Genomic DNA, 22979 nt, shown 5'->3' with positions numbered 1-22979 from the left:
GTTTTTTACTTATTTCCTCAGCTTATTGGGTAATGGAATATGCCTAATTGACTCAATGGGATGATACAGTAACATCCATGGACCTGAAAAACGCATAACCCCTTTTATTCTTTGACGATACTCCGGTTTATAACAATGAATAGGGCATTTAGCACAAGCCGTTTTCACTTCCCCGAACTTACAATAAGCTAACCTCTTCAGAGCATAGTCGTTTAGATCCTGACATTCGTTGCAAAGCCCCTTATGGTGATGTTTTTTCTTACAATATATACGAATCATTTTCGTGACAATATCTTGTTCTTTTTGAATTTTAGGACCTTCATTTAACTTTCGGTTCACCTTTATTGTCATTTATGAGCCCCCTTGTAACTTGTACAATAAGATCTCATCTAATTATAGAGGAAAAGCAGTCATTCTTTTTTTACATTTCTAAGGATTTTTATCATACTACACACCCGAGGCGTTATTTCGTTATACTCATAATTATTTTAGAAAGGCTGTAACGTTTATAGCTTTTTACGGATATATAAAGTGAGGAGGTGAACGGATGCAGGACAACGAGGAATTATACAGGGAATATTCAACCCAAGTATATAAATTCGTATTTAGTTTTTGTCATAATCACTTACTGGCAGAAGAAATCACCCAAGAAACCTTTTATAGAGCTATAAAGTCCATACACAAATACGATGGAACCTGCAAAGTATATGTATGGCTTTGTCAGATTGCTAAGCATGTGTGGTATCAGGAACTGGACAAGCAGAACAAAAGGAAGACTTGTGAATTAGAAGACCCTCCTTTTTCTAACGCAAATTCAACAGAAACTGAGTTCATTTTAGCTCAAGACAAAATGGAGTTATTTAAACAGCTTCATTTACTTGATCCAAATACCAAGGAAGTATTGTATCTGCGTTTGACCGGAGAATTCAGCTTTCGGGAAATTGGCGAAATTCTCGGAAGGGATGAAACCTGGGCAAGAGTTACCTTTTACCGTGGAAAACAAAAATTAATGAAAGGAAGATCTTCATGAAATGCGAGATCATTCAGGATTTATTGCCCTCCTATATCGAAAAGCTAACCTCTTTACATAGCAACGAAGAGATTGAAAAACATCTGCAAACCTGCGAAAGCTGCCTTCAGTCATATAATGAAATGACCGCAACAGCAAATCTAAACGTGCCTATTGTTGATAAAGAAGAAGTTAACAATCTTAATTATTTTAAAAAGGTGAAATCAAAAAACATAAAGGTAATCGTCCTTTCCATCTTATCGGTAATCATACTGGCTGCAGCTCTTATTGGACTTTTTGTGATTGGCTTCCCTGTGTCCTCTAAAGATGTGACCATCGATTATCAGAAGACAAAGACTCATTTGGAGGTTCATCTGACTTTGCAAAACGGCAAGGACTTGGTGTTCTCAGGAAAAACTAAATTTATCCGCGATGAAAATAATAATGTGATCGGTTCCGAAACTAGGTATACCCCTAGAGGCTTGATTCACAATCCCTTTGATGATGTAGGAAAAAAAGTTATGTTGGGGACGGAGATTCAAACCGATCTGGATTTTCCAAACAAATTTATCCTTGAATTCAAAGATAAAACTATGACGTTCATTAATGGCGTTTTGGTGGAGTAGACATTGCCGTTAAAATGAAAAAAGACACCTTTTAAGGTGTCTTTACTGATACTCCATGTGGAACTTAGTATCTGTTCATACCTCTATGATGAGCGAAGGACTTGTCTTCTCATCCACATCGTTGCAACCCACTTTTCGCCTTTGATCACTGGCGTACCTGCATGCAAGGTGGACTCGTTTAATTCATGATTATCGTAAAAATATTCGAAGTAGACCGCCATACCTTTGTTAGGACTCACTGTTAAATTAAGCATAGGGAAAGCTGTTTCTCCACCTTCCTCCACATCATTCAAATACATCACGAGCGTACTAATTCGATTATTGCTACTTGCTCGACTCGTTTGAGTGAAGAAATCATGATGGGGTAAATACTCTTGGCCAGGGATATACAGCAGAACTTGCAAGCCATCACCATGCTCGATAGGAATATTCATAATTTGAGAGAATCGTTTCTCGATTCTTGTAACCGTCTCATTCTCCTCACAGAACACACCACTGCTCGTTCTAATCGGATTGACAGCATGGTCTTCACCAATTCTTGAACGTTGCAATCGTTGCCTAGAATATTCAATTAACTCATTACACTCCTCATCGCTAAGCACATTTCCTAACAAGACAACCAACGGTTCCTCATACTTGGCAAGAATTCGAATCTCTCGATCTTCTGTCTTAATCGTATTTCCAGCATGATCAAATATCGTCCGTTCTTTGTCTGTCGCATTCCCTGTCGTATTCCCTATCATCCTTATGCAGCTCCCAAGTTATAACATCCATCGCAAAAAACATACCATAAAATGGTTTCATTTGCTTGATTAACTTCAGAACATCTAAAGACTCATAAAATCAGCCTAATGTACGCTTATATCGCATTTTTCGTTGATACGTAGATAGCATAACTCCTACTAAAATAAACAAAGACCCTAATATTTCTACACCTGTAATAGGTTTGGACAATAATATTAATCCCATAAGCATGGCTACAAAAGGCTCTAAATTAGATAATACAGACGCTTTTGAAGCATCAACATGGCGAATATTGTTATTCCAAACCAGTGTAGCTACACCATGTACAACAACAGCGGTTCCGATCAGCAGAGCCCAATCCGTAATATTCGAGCTCATTCGTAAAGGTGTATCTAACGAGAAGGCAAATGGGATCGATACAATAAAGCCCACCAGATTCGAATATAAAGTAATCGTGAACGGATCTATTCTTTGTGAGAGTACCCTAGTCATAATAATCATAATGGAGAAGGTTATCATCGTTACAACAATCCACAGTAGTCCTTTATCAAAATGCAAAGAGGAGGATCCCCCTTTTACAACGACAAAATAAATGCCTATGATCGCTAGAATAGACCCCATCAACATACGGATCGTTAATCTTTCCTTTAAAAAAACTGCCGCTAATAAACCCGTTAAAATAGGAGTCATAGCTAAAATGATTGCAGATGTTGTTGGATCAGCTGTTTGCAGCCCTTTAAAAAAGGACCATTGATTAATAAACACACCAATAACACCTAGAGATAAGATTAGGAATACATCCGATTTACTCACCAGCTTAAAATTCTTTTTGTAAGCCGTTATTCCTACTAGACATAACACTATAAATAAAAGTCTCAGTGAAGTTAATAGACCGGGGGAGAAGTCCTCAACTAAGATCTTTCCAAACACAAAATTACTGCCCCATACGACTACACAAAAAGTGAGCCAACCATAAGCTTTTAACATTTAAATCACCTTTCAATAATACCGACTCCACAATTTTCCCATTACAGCCTTACGCCAAAAAAAATAGACCCCACCCATCGTAAGATACGGGGTCTATTGTACTGTTGGTTAGCAAACATCGGTTCTTCTTTGTATCTATTATAACCTCCATGGGTTTTTCATGCGCTGAATTTATAGAGGGAATAATATCCATAAGGCGCTGAATGCGGCATACTTAAACCTCCATTTTTTTCTTAATACTCATCGACCCGGGAGCACCCGTACCAAACTGATAACGGTAAATCACAACTACCGCAATAATCACTAGGGACATGACGAGAAAAATATTACTATACACATGAGCAGTAGCGTTAGTATTCAAAGGATTGAACTGCACAACAGCAGTACCCTTGTCGAGCATTTTCCCGACTACACTCATGGCCATCGCGCCAGAGATAAAATTGATCATGGAGAGTAGTCCCATACCCACTCCTGTTTCCTCTTTTGGCAGCGTCCGCGAAATCGTATTGGACATCGAGATTTGCATGAAAGTCTGGCCCACGTTCCCTAATATTAAAATGATGGCAATGAAATATGCCGATAATCCAATAAAAGTAGAGAGTAGGGAGAAAGCAAGAAATAATAATACTGAAGCGACGAACACAAGTGCGAAATTACCGCGATCATCAGCCAACCTGCCACCCTTGCGTCCCATGATAGCCGAAGCAATAGCAGCTGGTACTAACACGAACCCAATGGTCGAAGGGGACAAACCATTCACTGTCGCTAGAAATTGCGGTGTCATGAATGTCATGCTAAAGCTCATAGCTGTCGTCGTAAAGGCAAGCAGTAACCCGATTGAATAGGTTTTGTTACGGAACAAAACAGGTTTAATAAAGGGCTCGACTGCTTTCCGAATCCGAATGATGAATAAGGCTAACAAAACAAGTCCTACAAGGAACAGCCATACTTGCATCTGTGTGATGGCAAGCAAGAAGATTGCAACTGCTGCAGCTAGTAACCCGCCACCAAGGACATCAATACTTCCTGCCTTCCCTCTCGCATTATCTAAATACTTTCGGAAGAAAGGAAGCGTCAGTAGCGGAAGCAAGGAAAGGACGAACATGAGTCTCCAGCTTCCAAAGCTGGTGATAAGGCCTGCAGCGACCGGTCCCAAAGCATTACCAAGCGCTAACCCAACCGCAGAAGTCCCAAGTGCTCTCCCCCTCTTCTCTGGAGCAAAATATCGGATCGGAATGATCATTGCTGTTGCAGGAAGAACGGAAGCACCGGCAGCTTGAATTACACGGCCCAGAATAATAATCCAAAACTCACTAGCAAGCAGACCTATTAATGAACCGAGAGCGAATATAAGCAGTCCATACGTTAACAAATCCTTCAACCGATACTTATCCGCCAATTTCCCCATGACGATAGAACCTACCGCGTAAACCACCATATAACTGGTCATAATCCAACTAACCTGCGATGGAACGAGATTAAACTCTTTGCCGATCTCAGGGAGAGCTACATTGAACATCGTACCGTTCATAACCGAGAATATTAAGGTAACTACAAGTATTTTCAGCAGCTTATCTGCATTTTGTGATGATGTATCCGTCATGATCTAAACCTCTTTTCTGATTAAATTCATAATGAACTATAAGTAAAAAGATAAATAATGAGTATCCTCAGTATTATACATTACTGAGGATACTCATTATTTTCTCACCTGTCAAGTTATATCCTTTACATGGAACTATAGCTGGATACGCCTTATAAGAGTATAATATAAAGAGTGTACTCATTAAGAGTGCACACATATTCACGTTGCCAAGAATTGAAAATGAAAAATTGACAATAAAGTCAAGGAGGCACTACATCCATGAACACAGATCATCCCAAGGCGATAGACGTCATTCACATATTAATGAGATCAACCAACTACATTAAAACAGAATTTCAATCCCAGTTATTAGCGCTTAATACGCCTTATCATCTCTCCGGTCCCAGGTTACGTCTGCTTTCAGTCGTTGCCGAAACAGGCAATATCCGTATGAATGAGTTAGCTGTTAAGTTAGGGATCAAAGCACGCACCGTTACCGATTTTGTTGATGCACTTGAGCAGGATAAGCTCCTCGTTCGAATTCCTGATCCAACCGACCGTCGAGCTACACTGATCCAGCTTACGGAGCTTGCACAATCCACTATTGAGGAAGTTCTTACTTTCCAGGATACAGTCGCTGACAACATGCTGGAGAATCTTTCAATGGAGCAAAGAAAGCAATTCTATGACCTTCTATTGCAACTAACCAAAAACATAGCAATCTCCGATTTATGTGAAGAAGCTAAGTGAGTCGCAGCCACATCGAGGAACAGGAACTCACGGCACCCAGCTCACCTCCCCCGGAATTCATCCCTCAGCAATCTGCGGTTTCACCCTTGGCTGTCGATCCGGGAGCAATTGCTGATTGTTTGTTTCGGAATACGTACGTTTAGCTCGTGAATATTCTGGTTTTACCCGGTTTCGTAGGACGCACCTCGGTTGCGGGGTTTCAGTGAAGTGGAATATTTCGGGTCTACACTGGATTGAGCTTGCAATCCATCCAATCCTTCACATGCTTCTAAATAAACACGTAAAAAAGCTCCGTTCCTCTAGGAATGGAGCTTTTGGATCTATGTCAGAGTTAATTATCATTTAACCCTTAATGCTTGGCCACAGCGTGCACAATAGCGGGTACCCTGAGGAGACAATGACCCGCAGCCTTCACAGTAAAGCTCCTGCGTCATGGGCTTCACTTGATCGTCATGCCTTATCGCCTCATGCGTGGTTGGATTCAACATATTCAATGCATGGAACTCCTCTTTTCTTCCCCTACGAATAAGTGAGAATAATAAATAGAGTCCTATAAACCCGACTACAGCCATAGCCCCCGCCTTCATCAGACCCGATTCAAAGTGATAATTCCATAGTGCATGCATCACGACTGCTGCCAAAAACATCCCCATTGCACGTAGCCCTCTCGTCCACGGTCTACCGTCCCCCAAATTCGAGTGCTTATGCATACTGCTTGCATACCAGATACCCACAGTTGCAATCGCAGTCCATGTTCCATGACCGAATGGCGATAATAATGCTCTCATCCATAGGACGGCGAGCATCCCAAGTGAAGAGGCTTCGTCTATATGCACCCATCCATAAATAATACTTTCCACTGCAGCGAATCCCATTCCTGCTGCGGCACCAAACACCACTGCATCCATCAGAAAATGGATTTTTCGCGTTCGAACGAGCATCACACAGACTAATAATTTTGCAGTTTCTTCTATTAGAGCTACAGACAAAGGCACGTAAAACTGCGAAAAGTCAAAGGAACTTGCTTTGACTTCAAAAAGCCAAATCCGCTCTAAATACCAAGCCAGAGGGATAGCAACAATGGCGGTAGACACAAAAACTAAACCAAGCCTCCTCTGACGAAAGCCTATTAACTGCTGATTTCTCACAAAAGCTACGAATGCTAGGGGACCCACCACACCTCCAACAATTAAGGCGGCGATCTTCCACCATTGGCTATGAAGGAACAGTGCCAAGAAGGATAAGACAAGGAATCCACCGACCAACCAGAGTAATTGCTCCATCCACTTGTCCTTGGCCTTAGGTAGCGATTTATTATCCTCTGCAACAGACTCCCCGCCGAAGGCGATGGTCGCTTTCTCCAACATATGGGGTGTTCGTATATTTAGAACCTCTATGAGTTGTTGACGAACCGGAGCATAATAGTCAAGTATAGTTAAGAATTCTAACTTACCCATGATTAGCAGTTCACTATCTTCTAACGCGATCAACGTGTGCAAGGAGGCTGCGTCTGTTAGTAACTCTGTCTCTCCATAAAAATCCCCTTCACGAAGAACAGTCTTGCGCCGCTTTTGACCGTGAAGTTCGATACTCCCGCTACTAATCATGAAAAATTGATCCATTACCGCACCTTCTACGATAATCTCTTCGCCCTTCGTTACTTTCTTGATCGTCGTAATCTCTGCAAGACCCCGAAGTTCAGCATCAGGGATGACCGACCAGATTGTCGCTTTGCGAAGCATACTATGGATCATTCGAATCCGTATGTTCACAAGCACACTCTCATAAAATAGCGGACTCAGGCTCGCCAAATATTCGAACGAGGAACGGTCCAGACGCAACGCTTCTACTGTCCCGATTGCCGTAACACTAGCTGATCTTTGTACGTTCCGAATAAGACCAATCTCTCCTACTAACTCTCCCGGTCCAAGTTCAGCTAAGAGCAACGCCTTTCCAACTAAGTTCACTGAGGTGACTTGCACTTTCCCTTGCCATATAATGAAACAGTCCTTAGAGGTGGACTCTTCCATAAGAAGTCGTTGTCCATCCTCTAAAGACACAAGTTTTATAGCATTAATTACATTTCGTAGCTCATCATCAGGAATACCTCGTAATAACGGATGATCACGTAGAAAATCTACTGCAGCACTTGGTATCATAGGTTTAACTCATCACCGCATATTTCCAATAACACTACTTCTGGAATCTTGCATTTTTTTAATGAAATTTGTCATTGTATCAAAAGCTTCGTTACGTTTATTCGTTAGACTTTGCAGGCGCAGCATGTCCATTTGCTGACTATTACTTGCACTATCAATCTGTGATTTGATTTGTCCCAACAGATTCTCAAGTTGCCCTTTTGTTTGCGGTATAGCCATACTCATAGCAGTAAACATGGCCCCCTTGTCATCTGCCAGCTTTACAGCAGCGTTGGCCTCGGCACCTGAAGGAAGCTTCGCTAGCTCTTCATTGATCACTCCTAGCAATTGATTCAGTTTTGAGATTGTTTCATTCTTGGCTTGTACGGATGCGATTTGATCTTTCAACTGATCCTCTAACATACTTGCACGATTCGACTGTACAGCCATCATTGCTGCTTCAAGATCCATGCCCTGAATGTTAACCTGTGTCATACCACTCATATCAACGCTACCTACCGAATTTTGCGTGGCATTTCCATTCAGGGCATCCTTAACAGAGTTATACACCGAATTGTTATACAACAAAGCCCCTCCTACAATGATCCCCAGTACAAAAGTACCTGACATAGATAAAACTAATTTTTTCACGCTCATTTCATTTCCTCTTTTCATTTATGGATGATCATTGCGTCATTGCGATTAACAAATCCAAATATGCGCTTTCTTTGTTAATATTGTTATATCATTTTGGGTGATTAATGGTCTGTAACCCCAATTACAATTTCCAAATAGTCGGACTCAAATTACATCAAGTATATTTCTAAGTCTATCTATGTTGCACACGAGTATTTTCCTCTGATCAATACGTATTAACTGCTCATCCTGTAATCCAAGCAATGATTTTGTCACGGTCTCACGCGCCGTTCCTGTCATATCCGCCAGGTGTTGATGCGTCAGCTTCAAATCGATTAGAACACCCTCATCAGAGGGCACTCCATGCTGTTCTGTTAGACGCAACAACACGCGAGCAATGCGCGTACGCACGTCAATAACGGTCAAGTCTGTTATTAATTTATTGGCATCACGTAGACGATCTAACGCTGTTTCCAAAATGCCGATTAATATTTCTGGATTACTTTTTAATAAGGGTATGAAATCGCGTTTTTTCAGAATACATAAGGTGGATTTCTCAATGGTTCTTGCAGACGCAGAACGTGCTCTTTCATTTTGCAATAAAGCCATCTCTCCAAAGAAATCACCTTCTCTAAAAATAGAAAGGATTACATCCCTTGAGTGGTTATCTTGATAGATTTGAACAACTCCAGATATAACCAGATAGAGTTCCTCTCCCTCTTCACCTTCAAAAAAGATAGACTCTCCCTTTATATAAGTACGCTCGCTACATAACTTGGCAATTTCAGCTAAATATTCATCATCAAGATGTTCGAAGAATGGGAAATCTCGTAACAGTTGTGGGTTCATCTTCAAGAGCAGCCTCCAGTGTATCATTTTATAATTTCTATTAGGCTTCAACTCTAGCAAAAGTTAAATCTTTAGGACCATCCTTTATTGTAATACTTTTAAATTAAGATAAATAGTGACTGTAGTCATCAAATTATCATATGACATTTTTACATTTTATGGATATTTAAATAAAAAAGAATCAAACGCATGGATCATCGAAAGGATGCTCATGGCTTGACTCTTATTTTCTACTTAAAAGCTCTTCGTAAGGCCTCAATTCTTCTTGCTACACTCTCCTGCACAATTTCACTTTTTTTCCGCTATATCATACCCATGAATGGTCCCCTTGGTATAATACACTTCAACCTCAACCCAGGTTCAATTATCGTCATCTCGACTGTCCCGCTTTTATAGCCTGGAATAACTTCTGTCGTTACATTCATACCTTCAGGTGAGTTGAATTTATTCACACTTCTCGCAATGAGTTTATTCAAAATTGGTAATAACAAAGGATTTAATGGAAGTGTCGTCTTCGCGTAGGGTTCAAAGTCGCTATGGATATTGTATTTATCCATTGGATTCCTCCTCTATTAAGTTATTTACTTAAGTACATATTAGCAAATCGTACTAAACTGTCTAGCAATCGTAAGATCAGCGTTAGCGCATCCGACCACGGCTGCGTCGGCATGATTCAAGTAATAAGATCACAAGAAAAGCGACCCTTAAAGGTCGCTTTTCTTGTGATCCTTTTGAAGCTGAGGCACGTCGAACCGCTGCTTGAAAAGTTTATGGAAGCACGGTTTAGAAAAAAACTATCTATTCCAACTTCATATAATACAGATTCGCCGTACTATCCTTCGTAATGGTATGTGCGCCCGCCGTAAGGGAGACAGTGGCAATGCCATTCGTTATAGGATAATTTGTTCCATCCACTTTGATTCTAGTTCCTTCTGTATTGAACACTAGGGTTAGGGTTGAAGCTTTAGCAGCTGTGAACTGAATACTGGTTGCACTCTCGATTTTTAGACATTGGGTTAGGGTTAAACCCTGATATGTCACATTTCCCTTACTTGTTGAGAGATTTCCTTGGATATTGAAGAAGCTGCTCGTTGTTCCATCAGTGGTAAAGTTATGAACGGTTACTCCCGCTGTTGGCACTGGCGTTGCCGTCGGTGTCGTTGTCGGTACAGGTGTTGCTGTTGGTGCTATTGTTGGAGATGGAGTCGCTGTTGGCACAGGTGTTGCTGATGAAGTCGGCGAAGGGATCGTCGGGTTTGAATTGCCCCCTACAGAGACAAGCCCCGTTGTGTAGCTTCTGATTGCAGACATCAGTGCTGTGTTCAGTGCATACGATGCGTCATCCACGGAATCATTAAATGCCCATATGAAGTCTCCGCCATTCAGGCGTCCGGCTTTTGCCGTAACAACCTGTTCTACATTGCTTACGTTGTCAATATTCGATACGTTCACTCCAGTTTGGATGCTCGTATCGAAGTTATTATAAGCTGTTCCGCCTTTTAATGCTTTGTATGAGCTTGGGACGGTTTCATTTCTCGACGAAGCTAAGTAGGCGTCAAATGAGGTTGCATTAGCAGGAGCTGTCCCTGTATTGGAGTTAGCGTAGATAAGACTTGAAGCACCAACAATTAGATTGTTATAAGCTTTAATCACACCTCCATTTTCACCCGAGAACGTACCCTCACCTAAAGCATCTGTACCCTGTAAGGAACTAAGCATTGGGTCTTTAGTATTTCTAAAAACATTGGATTCCACAAAGGCCGAAGCTCCGGTTGTAACGCCGACACCATATTTCGAGACTCCATCATAGAAGTTATTATAGACATGAACAGAGGCCACTCTGATCCGCGGATGACGGGAGTCCGAATGATCAAACCAGTTATGGTGGAAGGTAACAAAGAATTCTGCCGACTCACTAAGTCCGACTAGAGCAGCTTTTCCGGAATCAAAGTAATGGTTGTACGAGATCGTAATATACGTTGATCCTTTTTTGAGGTCCGTAGACCCGTCACCTTTGGCTTGGTCCGCATCGCTCCCTGCAGATCCATAGAAAATATCATTATTATGCACCCATACATTCGCATTGCCTGTATCCATTGAAATGCCATCGTCAGGAAATAACATTACACCCAGATTTCTTACTTCCAAATTACCAACATATCTAAGCAGCAATCCCCAGCCGTATGCATAAGCATCTTTTCCGATACCTTCGATTGTAATATTCATTTCTGAATAATTGTTTTTACCTTTGACTTCAAGATATCCACTGCTGTTAAGCTGACCACTCAGGTCAGCGGCTGTAACTTTACCGATAATTCGGATGGCAAGTGGGGTTGTATCATAACCCTTTTGTCTCAGAGCCAAGATGCTACCAAGACCAACGCCTGTTTGTACAGCACCTGAGCTGTTGATTTTCACATCAAGTGTTACGGTATTCGCATTCTGAGATGTTATATACAGCACTTGAGCACCATTTTTGAGGGTTCCATTCTCATTATAAGCGCCAGAACCCGTACCAAATGGCGAGCTTACCGAAAAAGCAAACCCAGATCGATCATATGACGTTACGGATAACGTATTTGATACCGCACTTGCCGTTCCTCCCCCTGACAGGGTAGCTTCAACCTTCATTACATAACTTCCAGCTGCAAGCCCTACAGCATCTGCTCTCCAATAGGAAGAATATTTGCGGATCAATTCATTATCAATCTGTTGGTACCCCGAATCTGATGCGCTTGCCTGTTTAACATATACGTTATATCCTGTCGCATTACTTACAGGTGACCATTCCACATATGCCGCTTCATTCCAGCCTCCACTGCCTGTTATCGAAAGACCAGCAGCATGAACTACTGTATTTGTCCATCCACCTGCTATCAAAGAAAGTGCAAGAGAAAACAACACACCAATACTGATTACCTTGGCAATACTTTTTTTCATTTTATTCCCTCCTGATTCTAATTTGTTGCAGATAGAATTGTAACCGTTTGCAAGAAGATATAAAGTTTCCTTTTCACCTCCTGAAATATTACATTTTATGGGACTAAAACATCCTCAACATATCAGAACAGAAATCAGTTCCGATACAATCATTTCCTCATATTTTTCACATCTAACAGTATTCTGAGTTAATGATTATAGGACAGAGCATTGATACACCCGTACTTTCAGCAATGTATCCTGTGCTCTTGTGAAAATACAACACGAATAACCACACAGTAGCCAGCACATAATAAAATTCACAACCATTAGATAATCAAGGGAGGAGCTTTCAAATGAGTGCAAATCAACCAGATAAGAATCTAATCAACACAGTAAAAGAACTGGAAGCCACGCCCGTAAACAGCCTGGAAGCCCAACAGCAGCAACAAGCCCGTAATGATCGCCGCAAACAAGCTCTGCATGACAGCGATGGCAAATTCTCAGAAAATGAATCTGGGAACTTCCATTAGAGTCTTCAGCTATGTCCGCACCCCAATAAATCGCGCGTTTTATGATCCTTTCCAAAATGAAAAAAACGTAAAAAAGCGACCACGATGGTCGCTTTTTTACTGATATTAAGAAATGCCTTCTCCTGCAAATCATTCTTATCTTCAGTATTCAGACGAATACTCTTTGCTTTCTTTTAAGCGAGCAATATCATAGCCCGTCGGGTTTTGGAAGACACGAAGCCCAAATATCGGTACAACTGCAAAAATGTGATCAAAGATATCTGCTTGAACCGATTCATACACCACCCAGTTAGTATCATTGCTAAACGCGTAGATTTCTAAGGGCAGTCCATTATCCTCTGGTGCTAGCTGTCTGACGATCAGCGTCATATCCTTATGAATTTTAGGATGATTCCTCAGATATTCATGGATATATTCTCTGAATACACCAACATTCGTGAGATGTCTTCCATTTACTTTACTCTCCGTATTGATTTGATGTTCGATATTATAAATGCTAATTTCATTTAATCTTGCCCTTATAAAATCGGAAAGGTAGTGAATCTTCTGGAATTCCTCCATCATTTCTTTTGTACAAAAGCATATGCTGCTTGTATCGATATGAACGCTTCGTTTAATCCTTCTGCCGCCAGATACTTGCATACCCCTCCAGTTTTTGAACGAGTCTGAAATAAGGGCGTAGCTGGGAATCATGGTGATTGTTTTATCGAAATTCATAACCTTTACCGTATTCAATGTAATGTCAATTACATCACCATCCGCATTATATTTAGGCATTTCGATCCAGTCACCTACACGCACCATATCATTAGATGATAATTGAACACCTGCCACCAAGCCCAATATAGAATCTTTGAAAATTAGCATAAAAACAGCTGATAATGCACCTAACCCACTAAGAATAATCAATGGATTCTGACCAATGAGGTTAGAGATCACCACAATAACACCAATGATAAATAGAATAATCTTTGCAACCTGAATGTACCCCTTGATCGGTCTAATCTTGGAGACCTCGAATGAGCGATAAATAGCATCGATGGCATTAAGTAGTGCATTAAACACCGTGATAGTTACGATAATCATATAAGTTAAGGCGGATTTTTCAATAAAGGCCTGATATAGCGGAAAGATAGACGCAGAATAATAGATGATGAAGGCTGGCGCGAGATGCGACAGCTTGTGAAACACTTTTTTCTCCAAAACGATATTATCCCATGCATACCGATCCTTACTAATGAAATGAATAATTATCTTCAGCACGATTTTTTTTGCTATTAAATTGGCCAGTACAGAGAGTAGTGCTATAAATAAGACCATGATTATATTCGAAAGATAACCTGTCATTTGTTCGCTTACACCGTATCCTGCTAGTTGATCTTTTATAAAATTCATCATTTCCTCCTGCTGCGTGTTACTTAAATTGTTTGATGAAATGGTCTAGCACTAACATTCGACGTATCGATCGTTGCGGGTGAACTATTATTGCCTAGTTTCAACTAATTGTATTAACCTGGTTAACGCGCTTGAGTAAATTGTGTCATGTCTATGCACAAACCATACCTGCAAATCTCGATACTCTTCAGGCAAACGGTGGGAAGTGATTATGCCCTGTTCTTCCGCCTTGGCAATCGATGACTGTGGCAGCATAGACACACCAAGTCCAGAGGAAACGCCATCTAGAATAACTGCTAATGTGCCAAATTCCATAATCTGATAAGTGGTCAGGCCAGTGCCTCTCAGAAAACTCTCTGCTTTTGCCCGATGCGTACATCCAACGTCAAAGAACAACATCGGTTTCATGAGTAGCTCATACATTTCGTTATGTCCCGACTCAGAGATCAACACCAACTCTTCTTCAAAGGCCGCGATATGTTCTATATCTGGATCATCAACAGGACCATAGACGAACGCTCCATCAAGCTCGTAATCCAACACCTTTTGTAAGAGCGCATGTGTCACACCCGTAGTGAGCGATAAATTAACATCCGGATATCGTGATTGATACTCGGCCAATAGAGGAGTCAGATGAATGACTGCTGTCGCTTCAATGGAGCCTATCCGAAGAGGCCCTGCAGGATGGTCCGAATATTGTGTTGTTTTCACAGCCTCGTCCATCAGAGTCAGTATTTTATCCGCATACCCCAGTAAATTCTCTCCAGCCAAAGTTAGCGTCATTCCTCGATTGGATCTCCGAAAAAGGGGTGTTTTCAACTGAGCCTCAAGATACTGAATTCGAGTCGTCACATTAGACTGTACATAGTTCAACATTTGCGCAGCCTTGGTTATGCTCCCCTCTCGAGCCACAGCCTGAAATATTCTTAAATCTCCGCTTTCCATTTCTATGTCACCTGCTTGGTATGATCATTTATGATACTCACAATCGGTTTTGTTCATTTTACTGTATGATTCCCACTCTGTACAATTCAATATAGATTCATTGAAATACGAATTACTGGAGGATTAGGATGAAAGCAATCGTACATGCTGGGATGAACGGCTTGAAGAGCCTGACATATGAAGACGTTGTTGATAAACAGCCAGGCTTCGGTGAAGTAAAAGTAAGGCTGAAAACCGCAGGGTTAAATCATCGAGACTTATTTCTCATAGCGGATCGAAAAAATGAGGATGCTCCCCTGATTATGGGCTCTGATGGGGCGGGTATAATTGAAGCGGTAGGTGAAGGCATAACATCACTTACAGTAGGTACCGATGTAATCATTAATCCGTGTATCGGATGGGAAATCACCCACGATGTCCCGAACGTTCCGGCCATAGTGGGCGGCCCTTCAGATGGTACATTTGCCGAGTCTATCGTCATCCCTGCGCAAAATGCCATCAGCAAGCCAGCTTATTTGTCTTGGGAAGAAGCGGGCGTGTTGCCCTTATCTGCCTTGACAGCCTATCGGGCTTTGTTTACGAGAGGCCGCTTACAGCAAGGTGAACATATCCTTATTCCGGGTATTGGTGGCGGTGTGGCTACTTATGCCATGCTTATGGCTTCAGCAGCGGGTGCAAGAGTCAGTGTCACATCACGAAGTGAAACAAAAAGGCAAGTTGCTCTTGCACATGGGGCAGATCATGCCTTTGACAGTCATAGCGATTGGAAGGAAAGTATGAAAGGAGATACAGTGGATCTCATCTTGGACAGTATCGGGCCAGCTACGTTCCAACAGTACTTTGATATCATTAAGCCAAATGGCCGGATCGTTACGTTCGGAGCAAGCTCAGGAGATCGAATGGAAATAGCTGCACGATCCATATTTTACCCCCAAATTAGTATCATCGGCACCTCAATGGGAAGCAGTGAAGAGTTTATTGCGATGCTTGAATTTATGGAATCCCACTCGATACGCCCTATCATTGATAGTGTGTATCCTTTACAAGACACCCTTCAAGCCTTTCAGCGAATGCAACAAGGGCAGCAGTCTGGCAATATTGGAATAAGAATTAATTGAAAAAAGACACCTCTCAAGGTGTCTTTTATTTACTCCATATGGAACCCAGGCGTGGCATGGCAAATCCATTAGCCTCCGTGTGTTCTAGAGCATGCAAGTATTTCCACTGCAACATGCCAAGAGTCAGCAACCATCTATCCTATTACGTGGCGCTAACACGTCGTTTAGCAAGCGCCATCGCGGCAGCATAGCCGGAGCTCCAGGCCCATTGCAGGTTATAGCCGCCGCAATCTCCATCGACATCCATCACTTCACCTGCCAAATACAGCCCAGGGACTAACTTAGATTCTAACGTTCCTTCGATTAGCTCCGTCGTATCGATGCCACCGGCTGTTGTTTGTGCATTCGTGAAGCTATTGGTATCGGTCACTTTAAATTCCCAACGTTTCAAGATTCGATAAAATATTTTCTTGGTTTTCCATGATAAATCCATACAAAGCAAGTGCGGCTGTTGATCAATTCCAGCCTCCTTCAGCAGAACTGGAATCAGTTTCTTGCTGACGATACCCACAAAAGAATCGGCAACCGTCCGGTGTCCGAAGATCCCCCAGTGGATCTCCAGAAAATCAATTAACTCTTCCTCCGTGCGCTCCGGCATTAAATCAACCGACAATGTCACCGATTCTCCTATTCCGAGATTATACGCAGCCTTTCTGCTGAGCTGAAGTATGGGCGGGCCCGAGATACCATAGTCCGTAAAAAGAATCTCACCAGACTCAGTGCGGATGACTTCATTGTTTACGATAACATGGGCCTCTCCCTCAAATTTGATGCCCGATAGTTCCTTCAAATACGGATAATCCAGCTTCAATTGTACAATGCCTGGCACCGGGTTGATCAGGGTGTGCCCCAGACGTTGGACAAGCGTATAACCGGAGCCGTCTGTTCCCGTTTTGGGAGCGGTAAGGCCGCCTGCACATAGAAAAAGATAGTCGCTGGTATACACAACCTGTTCCTCTGTCTCCGTCTGGCAGGTTATCGCGAACCGCGGATGTCCCGCCGAAACGGTAACATCCAACACTTTATGTTTATAATATACGGGAACATTCCGATCCTCCAGCGCCAGCTTAAATACACCCGGCACCGAAGCCGCCTGCAGCGACATCGGATACATCCGGCCATTCTCCAAGCTTACAAAAGGAAGCCCGAGCGAGGAGAAAAATTCGATCGTTTGGCGGACACCGAATTGCCGCAATACATGTATTGGGAATCCTTCCTGATTACTGTGATACTTGCGTGATAAAGCGGCCGCTTCATCCGTACCAGTGGCGGTGGATTGGTTCGTAATGTTGCAACGCCCGTTACCCGTCGTTATTATTTTCTTCCCAAGCCGGTCATTGCTTTCAATAATTGCTGTATCAATACCTTGATCCCTCGCTGTAACTGCAGCCATTAGACCTGCAGCACCCCCACCGATAATGAACAGCTCGTGGTGCTTAGAAGTCTGATCCTTATACATGTTAATTGATGCATCCCTTTTCCTAATAAATTTATTGAATTGACTTAGCTAGCGCCATCGCGGCCACATATCCGGAACTCCAGGCCCATTGCAGGTTATAGCCGCCGAAATCTCCGTCGACATCCATCACTTCGCCAGCCAAATACAGCCCAGGCACCAGCTTGGATTCCAGCGTTCCTTCGATGAGTTCCGACGTATCAATGCCGCCGGCTGTCACTTGCGCATTCGTAAAGCCATTGGTATCCGTCACTTTAAATTCCCAACGCTTCAAGATTCGATAAAATTTCCCCTTGGTTTTCATCGATAGATCCTGGCAAAGCAGCTCTGGCTGTTGATCTAAGCCAGTCTCTTTTAGTAGGACAGAAACAAGCTTCTTATTGAAGATGCCAACAAGGCAATCCGCCACAGTCCGGTGTCCAAAGGTCTCCCAGAGCCTTTCTAAAAACTCAACTAACTCTTCCTCCGTGCGGCCCGGCATCAGATCAACCGACAATGTTACCTGTTCTCCTCTTGCAAGATGATACGCAGCCTTCCTGCTTAGCTGAAGAATTGGCGGGCCGGTAATACCATAATCCGTGAAGGCAATTTCGCCCTGTTCACTGCAGATGACTTTACCGTTCACAATGATATGAGCTTGTCCCTGAGATTTGATAGTGGACAGTGCCCTCATGTTCGGATATTGCAATTTCAATTGCACAATGGCCGGCAAAGGCTTAATCAGGGTGTGTCCCAGACGTTCGGCAAGTGTATACCCAGGAGGTTCTTTTCCCGCATTTGGACCGGCAAGGCCACCCGCAGATAGAAGTAGATAGTCGCTAGTATAAACAACCTCCTCCTCTGTCTCCGTTTGGCATTTTATCTTGAAGCGCGGATGATTCTTCGAAACAGTAACATCCAACACTTTGTTATTGAGGTATACCGGAACATTCCGATCCTCCAGCGCAAGCTGGAAAATATCCAGCACCGCTGCTGCCTGCAGCGACATTGGATACATTAAGCCCTCCTTCAATCTTGTAAGCGGAAGCCCGAGAAAGGAGAAAAAATCTATGGTCTGACGGATGCCAAATTGCTGCAATACCGCAAGTGGAAATCCGGCCTGATTACTGTGATACTTGCGCGATAAAGCAATTGCTTCATCCGTACCCGTTGCAGTCGATTCATTTGTAATGTTGCAGCGGCCATCACCTGTCATTAATATCTTCTTTCCAATCCGGTCGTTACCTTCCAGAATGGCAGTATCGATACCCATATCACGCGCAGTAACGGCGGCCATTAGTCCGGCAGCACCTGCGCCGATAATAAACAGCTTGTGGTGCATAGAAGTCTGATTCTCATACATGGTTGGTCAATGCATCCTTTATCCAATTTTTCTAAAAGCACAGAGTCACTTTATTAAATTATAGCATAAGTATACTGGTTTTCATTTATATCTCCCTATTAACTCTTCCTATCCTATGTTTGCCTTTTTTATCCCTATATAGAACCTTAAATTTTTTTGGCCTTCAAAACTTTCACAACTCTAAGACTGAATGAATAGCATTTCCAGAGCTTATCAACTTTGATTACGGGACGAGCATGCTTTCTACACTGCAATCTTTAATTCCATACACGTAAGATACTGGACCTAGCAAAATACGCGATTTTTTTGAACCATTACACATAGTCTAGATCATACTTTGAAAAACATAAAAAAAGACACCCTTCAAGGTGTCTTTCACTGATACTCCATATGGAGCCGAACCGTGGCGATGCAGAACCGTTACCTATCGGAGCACCCATGCCCTATCGCAGACGGGCTAGCTTCTCCAAAAAGTCTGCCACAATTTCCAACGACGCTGCATCGAAACTTGTCAACAGCTCCATCACCTTTTGATCTTTCTCCTGGTGGAATACCCGATGCAGTTCGGCCAATTCGGTGCCGAGCGGAGTCATGGAGAAATAAATTTCTTTCAGGTTGTCCGGCAGCTGGGTTTTCCGGATCAGGTCATAATCCAGCAATTTGCGGGTGATTTTGGAGACGGCGCCTTTCGTTATCTCCATATCGCGGGCGATATCAGCCCCTTTAATACCTTCATGCATATTGATGACGTCCAAAACGTGCAGGCTTGAGACGGATAGGCGGGGCAGCAGCCTTTTTAGCCGGTCGTCGGAGATGTGCTCTATGAGCCAAAGCCGATCCTGGTCCTCGTCGGTTTCGCTGATGAGGATCCGGTATATGGACTTTTCGATACGGTTTTTGAGCTGAAACAAATCATCATTCATATCTGGCATAAGGCAAGCCTACCTTTTTTCTTTTTATTATATCATGGTTTCCACGGAAACCATTTGACAAGATATCTTTTTCTTGTTATCATCGTTTCCATGGAAACCATTTTGCAAAACACAATTTTCTTACAGCTTCCACAAAAACCATCGATTGGGAGGGAATTTTAATGAATGAGGTCATGCAAGTGATCCGCCAGCATCGCTCCATCCGTAAGTTTAAAAATATTCCGTTGACTGGCAAGCAAATCGAAGCCATTGTCGATGCAGCGCAAATGGCACCGACCTCGGCGCATATGCAGCCGTTCTCGATCATCGGCGTTACCGATCAGGAACTTCGGAAGAAGATCGCGGTGCATTCGAAAAATCCATCGATTGAGGAATGTGGGTACTTTTTTATTTTTTGCGCCGATCTTCATCGGATGATGTTGGCCGCCGGCCCGGACCAACAAGAAAAAATGGGTAGTAACCTGAGCTTCTCGTATTTTTACCAAACCGCTGTGCTGAGTGCCGCGCTTGCCCTGCAAAATGCCAATCTGACGGCCGAATCGATGGGGCTCGGAGCCGTGATTATTGGCGGAATTAACGAGGCCCTGCCTGGACTGGACGAATGGCTTGGACTGCCGGACTTCGTCATTCCTTTGGTCGGTCTTGCAGTAGGTGTTCCCGACGAGGTTCCAGAGCAAAAGCCACGGTTGCCACGGTCTGCCGTATTTTTTCAAAACAAGTATGATCCAGATCTTAAAGCAAAGATCGAAAGATATGACCGGGAAATCGAGGAGTACTACGGCGCGCGAACGAATAACAAACAAATGGCAAGCTGGTCCGGAAAATTCATCGCCATGCTGGATAAAGATTTGCCGTTGGATGGTTATACGGAATACGTAAAAAGCAAAGGATTTGATTTGAAATAGTGAGAATTCTGTATAAAGAGCACCTTATCCTATAGTTTCTTATCCCTGAAACGCAAAATCCACAACCGGATTCGGTTGTGGATTTAACATATGGAGCCGAGGGGGGTCGAACCCCTGTCCGAAGATAATGGCACATAAGCTTCTACGAGTGTAGTCACGGTTTTGATTACTGTTCTTCCTTGTTATATAATTATAGAATCGTATAAGAATTACTGATCTATGGTTAAAAAAGGAGACTGATCATAGGAATAACTCCTTAGTATAGTGATGCAATTATATAAGTTAATAAGCAGAAGTACCTTTGCCGCTACAGATGATGGCTGGACCCTCTTAATTATTAGAAGTTGCTAATTCCCTGCAGAATCAAGATACGTTTCAGCTTCTTCTATCGATTCGTACAAGTTTGCAATATCTTTAAACATACGATGCATTTGCGTTTTGTAGAAAGAGGTAGGCGCAACATACACCCATTTGTGTTTTGTAGAGATTCCAGCTTTCACAGCATCTTCACTAGTTGGAGCAAGAATTGCCAACACTTCTTGCTTAAATACCAGGCCACCAGTAATTACAGTCATACCTGTAAACCCTCGCTTAGTTTTCTTCAGTACTTTCGGAAATTGTTCCGCGTACGCAAGGGCATCCTCAACATCCATACCGTCCGATGTTACAATAATTCTGTTTTTGTTTTTAACATAATCAATAGTAAAACTCATGATAGTAATTCCTCCGAATGTTTTTGTTTTTGGATGCTTAATACTATAATTTTATATCAGTTCGGGCTCTTATAGATATTAATAACTTCAAAGTGAATGATCTAATTTTAGATGTAGACAACATGTCTACAATAATGAACACATTTAGTTCCCTATAACTCCTTGTCTACATTCGGTCTGCAATCCAACCACTAAACAGCAAAAAACCCGCTATTTTAGCGGGTTTTTCTTATGGAGCCGAGGGGAGTCGAACCCCTGTCCGAAGATAACGGCACATAAGCTTCTACGAGTGTAGTCACAGTTTTGATGTCACCCGAGTATCGCCCCGTAACCGGCTATACGTTGGGTCAGCCTGATTATCTTCTTCCGTTGACCCCAGGCGGAGACCAGACGGCGTATCCCACTACTTGTTAGCCCCTATCCCTGTCACATGGGCGATGCAGGGTAGAAGCACGCGCGCAGTTTCTTAGGCTGCGAAAGCGTAGTTGTTTTGTTGTTTGCCGTTTAATAGGCTTTAGCGTTGATGAAGCGGACGCGTCCCCACTACTCGCTACTCATGCTCGAACTACCCCCGTCGAATCCAAGAACGGCCCCTCATTAAAAAGGGCGCTTCGGATCAAGCGGATCTTCCAAGCAAGAGAGATCCTATCCACAGCTTCTTCTTCAAGAAGTCTGTAACGAAGCAATAATCTTACTTACTCAGTATATCACATTTATCAATACTTTAACACGTAGGTTAAAGGAATTGAAGGTGGAAACTGGTACTCATTTGAATCGTACATTCTTCCTAGATTATCTGGCGATCTTTTGCTTCTCACGCAATACACGCTGGATATCACGCTGAGCATCACGCTTAGCAGCAGAGTCACGTTTATCGTACTCTTTCTTACCTTTACCAAGACCAATTAACAGCTTCGCATAGCCATTTCGCACATAAACCTTGAGTGGCACAATCGTAAATCCATCTCGCTTGGACAAGCCCAGCAGTTTATGAATTTGCTCCTTATGCATCAGCAATTTACGAGTACGCGTCGGGTCCGTAGGGTTAGCACGATTACCTTGTTCAAAAGGGCTGATATGCATGTTGTGAATGTGAATCTCACCGTTACGGATCGTAGCAAAAGCATCTCCAATATTAGCGCGGCCATTACGCAGCGACTTGATCTCTGTACCTGTCAGCACCAAGCCAGCTTCATAAGTATCCTCGATAAAATAATCATGGGAAGCTTTTTTGTTCTGGGCAAGTACTTTCCCGTCTGCTTTTTTACCCATGAGAATCACTCCTTGAATCATATTCATAAGTTAAAGTAACCATGTCTCTCTAATCTTAAACGACATAGTCATCGAACGTCTGATCTATATTGTAACAAATGGAATCGATTGTGCGCAAGGAAGGA

22 protein-coding genes and 1 other RNA gene are annotated in these 22979 nt (G+C 42.6%); 6 read left to right on the top strand and 17 right to left on the bottom strand.

What is annotated here, in order from left to right:
- Positions 1-9: 9 nt before the first annotated feature.
- On the bottom strand, positions 10-351 hold the full coding sequence (locus H70737_RS01100; protein WP_042184071.1) for a nitrous oxide-stimulated promoter family protein: 342 nt from the start codon (positions 349-351) through the stop codon (positions 10-12).
- Between the two features lie 196 nt (positions 352-547).
- On the opposite strand from H70737_RS01100, the gene H70737_RS01095 reads away from it, so the two are divergent.
- Both H70737_RS01095 and H70737_RS01090 read left to right on the top strand, forming a co-directional pair.
- Complete coding sequence (locus H70737_RS01095; RefSeq protein ID WP_042184069.1) at positions 548-1030, top strand: RNA polymerase sigma factor; 483 nt, start codon at positions 548-550, stop codon at positions 1028-1030.
- The gene (locus H70737_RS01090) at positions 1027-1635 is read left to right on the top strand and encodes a zf-HC2 domain-containing protein (RefSeq protein ID WP_042184067.1); all 609 of its coding nucleotides are present in this window, start codon (positions 1027-1029) and stop codon (positions 1633-1635) included. Before H70737_RS01095 ends, H70737_RS01090 begins: the two co-directional genes overlap by 4 nt.
- 83 nt (positions 1636-1718) lie before the next feature.
- Here H70737_RS01090 and H70737_RS01085 read toward each other — a convergent pair whose 3' ends face one another.
- The 3 genes from H70737_RS01085 to H70737_RS01075 all read right to left on the bottom strand — a co-directional run bounded on the left by H70737_RS01085 (position 1719) and on the right by H70737_RS01075 (position 4969).
- Entirely contained in the window at positions 1719-2375 is a 657-nt protein-coding gene (locus tag H70737_RS01085; RefSeq protein WP_371915751.1) for a 2OG-Fe(II) oxygenase, read from the bottom strand.
- A gap of 103 nt (positions 2376-2478) precedes the next feature.
- A complete protein-coding gene (locus tag H70737_RS01080; RefSeq protein WP_042184063.1) occupies positions 2479-3366 on the bottom strand; it encodes a DMT family transporter in 888 nt (295 codons plus the stop codon).
- A 214-nt stretch (positions 3367-3580) separates the two neighbouring features.
- Positions 3581-4969 carry an MFS transporter gene (locus H70737_RS01075; RefSeq protein WP_042184061.1) on the bottom strand — a complete coding sequence of 463 codons (1389 nt, stop codon included), beginning with the start codon at positions 4967-4969 and terminating at the stop codon, positions 3581-3583.
- Between the two features lie 261 nt (positions 4970-5230).
- Here H70737_RS01075 and H70737_RS01070 point away from each other — a divergent pair, with 261 nt between their 5' ends.
- Positions 5231-5701, top strand: coding sequence for a MarR family winged helix-turn-helix transcriptional regulator (locus H70737_RS01070; protein ID WP_042184059.1), 471 nt, complete (start codon positions 5231-5233; stop codon positions 5699-5701).
- A gap of 338 nt (positions 5702-6039) precedes the next feature.
- Here H70737_RS01070 and H70737_RS01065 read toward each other — a convergent pair whose 3' ends face one another.
- The 5 genes from H70737_RS01065 to H70737_RS01045 form a co-directional block, all read right to left on the bottom strand.
- Positions 6040-7860: a cyclic nucleotide-binding domain-containing protein gene (locus H70737_RS01065; protein WP_052404106.1), complete on the bottom strand. Its 1821-nt coding sequence runs from the start codon at positions 7858-7860 to the stop codon at positions 6040-6042.
- Between the two features lie 12 nt (positions 7861-7872).
- Positions 7873-8496, bottom strand: a complete 624-nt coding sequence (locus H70737_RS01060) for a hypothetical protein (RefSeq protein ID WP_042184057.1) — start codon at positions 8494-8496, stop codon at positions 7873-7875.
- Between the two features lie 144 nt (positions 8497-8640).
- Entirely contained in the window at positions 8641-9324 is a 684-nt protein-coding gene (locus H70737_RS01055) for a Crp/Fnr family transcriptional regulator (RefSeq protein WP_042184055.1), read from the bottom strand.
- Positions 9325-9626: 302 nt separating this feature from the next.
- Positions 9627-9881, bottom strand: a complete 255-nt coding sequence (locus tag H70737_RS01050) for a hypothetical protein (RefSeq protein WP_042184053.1) — start codon at positions 9879-9881, stop codon at positions 9627-9629.
- A gap of 241 nt (positions 9882-10122) precedes the next feature.
- On the bottom strand, positions 10123-12264 hold the full coding sequence (locus H70737_RS01045) for a pectate lyase family protein (RefSeq protein WP_042184050.1): 2142 nt from the start codon (positions 12262-12264) through the stop codon (positions 10123-10125).
- Between the two features lie 335 nt (positions 12265-12599).
- On the opposite strand from H70737_RS01045, the gene H70737_RS30925 reads away from it, so the two are divergent.
- Entirely contained in the window at positions 12600-12776 is a 177-nt protein-coding gene (locus H70737_RS30925; RefSeq protein ID WP_179085866.1) for a hypothetical protein, read from the top strand.
- 141 nt (positions 12777-12917) lie between these two features.
- On the opposite strand, the gene H70737_RS01040 is transcribed toward H70737_RS30925, so the two are convergent.
- Positions 12918-14171: a mechanosensitive ion channel family protein gene (locus H70737_RS01040; RefSeq protein ID WP_042184048.1), complete on the bottom strand. Its 1254-nt coding sequence runs from the start codon at positions 14169-14171 to the stop codon at positions 12918-12920.
- An 87-nt stretch (positions 14172-14258) separates the two neighbouring features.
- Positions 14259-15116, bottom strand: a complete 858-nt coding sequence (locus tag H70737_RS01035) for a LysR family transcriptional regulator (protein WP_042184046.1) — start codon at positions 15114-15116, stop codon at positions 14259-14261.
- A 128-nt stretch (positions 15117-15244) separates the two neighbouring features.
- Here H70737_RS01035 and H70737_RS01030 point away from each other — a divergent pair, with 128 nt between their 5' ends.
- Complete coding sequence (locus H70737_RS01030) at positions 15245-16234, top strand: zinc-binding dehydrogenase (RefSeq protein ID WP_042184044.1); 990 nt, start codon at positions 15245-15247, stop codon at positions 16232-16234.
- 142 nt (positions 16235-16376) lie between these two features.
- On the opposite strand, the gene H70737_RS01025 is transcribed toward H70737_RS01030, so the two are convergent.
- The 3 genes from H70737_RS01025 to H70737_RS30095 all read right to left on the bottom strand — a co-directional run bounded on the left by H70737_RS01025 (position 16377) and on the right by H70737_RS30095 (position 19964).
- Complete coding sequence (locus H70737_RS01025) at positions 16377-17693, bottom strand: BaiN/RdsA family NAD(P)/FAD-dependent oxidoreductase (RefSeq protein ID WP_042184042.1); 1317 nt, start codon at positions 17691-17693, stop codon at positions 16377-16379.
- Between the two features lie 31 nt (positions 17694-17724).
- Entirely contained in the window at positions 17725-19032 is a 1308-nt protein-coding gene (locus tag H70737_RS01020) for an aminoacetone oxidase family FAD-binding enzyme (RefSeq protein WP_052404105.1), read from the bottom strand.
- Between the two features lie 443 nt (positions 19033-19475).
- Positions 19476-19964 carry a MarR family transcriptional regulator gene (locus H70737_RS30095; RefSeq protein WP_081951000.1) on the bottom strand — a complete coding sequence of 163 codons (489 nt, stop codon included), beginning with the start codon at positions 19962-19964 and terminating at the stop codon, positions 19476-19478.
- A 161-nt stretch (positions 19965-20125) separates the two neighbouring features.
- On the opposite strand from H70737_RS30095, the gene H70737_RS01010 reads away from it, so the two are divergent.
- A complete protein-coding gene (locus H70737_RS01010; RefSeq protein WP_042184040.1) occupies positions 20126-20869 on the top strand; it encodes an NADPH-dependent oxidoreductase in 744 nt (247 codons plus the stop codon).
- Between the two features lie 347 nt (positions 20870-21216).
- Here the strand turns inward: H70737_RS01010 and H70737_RS01005 are convergent, their stop codons facing one another.
- From H70737_RS01005 to smpB, 3 genes are all read right to left on the bottom strand, one after another.
- A complete protein-coding gene (locus H70737_RS01005; RefSeq protein ID WP_042184038.1) occupies positions 21217-21582 on the bottom strand; it encodes a hypothetical protein in 366 nt (121 codons plus the stop codon).
- Positions 21583-21811: 229 nt separating this feature from the next.
- Positions 21812-22176, bottom strand: a transfer-messenger RNA (tmRNA) gene (gene ssrA, locus H70737_RS30090).
- Between the two features lie 198 nt (positions 22177-22374).
- Complete coding sequence (gene smpB / locus H70737_RS01000) at positions 22375-22854, bottom strand: SsrA-binding protein SmpB (RefSeq protein ID WP_042123338.1); 480 nt, start codon at positions 22852-22854, stop codon at positions 22375-22377.
- Between the last annotated feature and the right edge of the window lie 125 nt (positions 22855-22979).

The organism is Paenibacillus sp. FSL H7-0737, assembly GCF_000758545.1.
Classification (GTDB): Bacteria; Bacillota; Bacilli; order Paenibacillales; family Paenibacillaceae; genus Paenibacillus_AQ.
Note: the sequence above shows the minus strand (reverse complement) of the source record. Positions and strands in the feature narration are given on the sequence as shown.

Excerpts from the sequence above, each read along its gene's own strand:
- H70737_RS01020 (WP_052404105.1), bottom strand. The coding sequence starts at position 19,032 with ATGTATGAGAATCAGACTTCTATGCACCACAAGCTGTTTATTATCGGC.
- H70737_RS01055 (WP_042184055.1), bottom strand. The coding sequence starts at position 9,324 with ATGAACCCACAACTGTTACGAGATTTCCCATTCTTCGAACATCTTGAT.
- H70737_RS01095 (WP_042184069.1), top strand. The coding sequence starts at position 548 with ATGCAGGACAACGAGGAATTATACAGGGAATATTCAACCCAAGTATAT.
- H70737_RS01075 (WP_042184061.1), bottom strand. The coding sequence starts at position 4,969 with ATGACGGATACATCATCACAAAATGCAGATAAGCTGCTGAAAATACTT.
- H70737_RS01100 (WP_042184071.1), bottom strand. The coding sequence starts at position 351 with ATGACAATAAAGGTGAACCGAAAGTTAAATGAAGGTCCTAAAATTCAA.
- smpB (WP_042123338.1), bottom strand. The coding sequence starts at position 22,854 with ATGGGTAAAAAAGCAGACGGGAAAGTACTTGCCCAGAACAAAAAAGCT.
- H70737_RS01040 (WP_042184048.1), bottom strand. The coding sequence starts at position 14,171 with ATGAATTTTATAAAAGATCAACTAGCAGGATACGGTGTAAGCGAACAA.
- H70737_RS01060 (WP_042184057.1), bottom strand. The coding sequence starts at position 8,496 with ATGAGCGTGAAAAAATTAGTTTTATCTATGTCAGGTACTTTTGTACTG.
- H70737_RS01035 (WP_042184046.1), bottom strand. The coding sequence starts at position 15,116 with ATGGAAAGCGGAGATTTAAGAATATTTCAGGCTGTGGCTCGAGAGGGG.
- H70737_RS01030 (WP_042184044.1), top strand. The coding sequence starts at position 15,245 with ATGAAAGCAATCGTACATGCTGGGATGAACGGCTTGAAGAGCCTGACA.
- H70737_RS01005 (WP_042184038.1), bottom strand. The coding sequence starts at position 21,582 with ATGAGTTTTACTATTGATTATGTTAAAAACAAAAACAGAATTATTGTA.
- H70737_RS01065 (WP_052404106.1), bottom strand. The coding sequence starts at position 7,860 with ATGATACCAAGTGCTGCAGTAGATTTTCTACGTGATCATCCGTTATTA.
- H70737_RS30095 (WP_081951000.1), bottom strand. The coding sequence starts at position 19,964 with ATGCCAGATATGAATGATGATTTGTTTCAGCTCAAAAACCGTATCGAA.
- H70737_RS01070 (WP_042184059.1), top strand. The coding sequence starts at position 5,231 with ATGAACACAGATCATCCCAAGGCGATAGACGTCATTCACATATTAATG.
- H70737_RS01050 (WP_042184053.1), bottom strand. The coding sequence starts at position 9,881 with ATGGATAAATACAATATCCATAGCGACTTTGAACCCTACGCGAAGACG.
- H70737_RS01080 (WP_042184063.1), bottom strand. The coding sequence starts at position 3,366 with ATGTTAAAAGCTTATGGTTGGCTCACTTTTTGTGTAGTCGTATGGGGC.
- H70737_RS01010 (WP_042184040.1), top strand. The coding sequence starts at position 20,126 with ATGAATGAGGTCATGCAAGTGATCCGCCAGCATCGCTCCATCCGTAAG.
- H70737_RS01090 (WP_042184067.1), top strand. The coding sequence starts at position 1,027 with ATGAAATGCGAGATCATTCAGGATTTATTGCCCTCCTATATCGAAAAG.
- H70737_RS30925 (WP_179085866.1), top strand. The coding sequence starts at position 12,600 with ATGAGTGCAAATCAACCAGATAAGAATCTAATCAACACAGTAAAAGAA.
- H70737_RS01045 (WP_042184050.1), bottom strand. The coding sequence starts at position 12,264 with ATGAAAAAAAGTATTGCCAAGGTAATCAGTATTGGTGTGTTGTTTTCT.
- H70737_RS01025 (WP_042184042.1), bottom strand. The coding sequence starts at position 17,693 with ATGTATAAGGATCAGACTTCTAAGCACCACGAGCTGTTCATTATCGGT.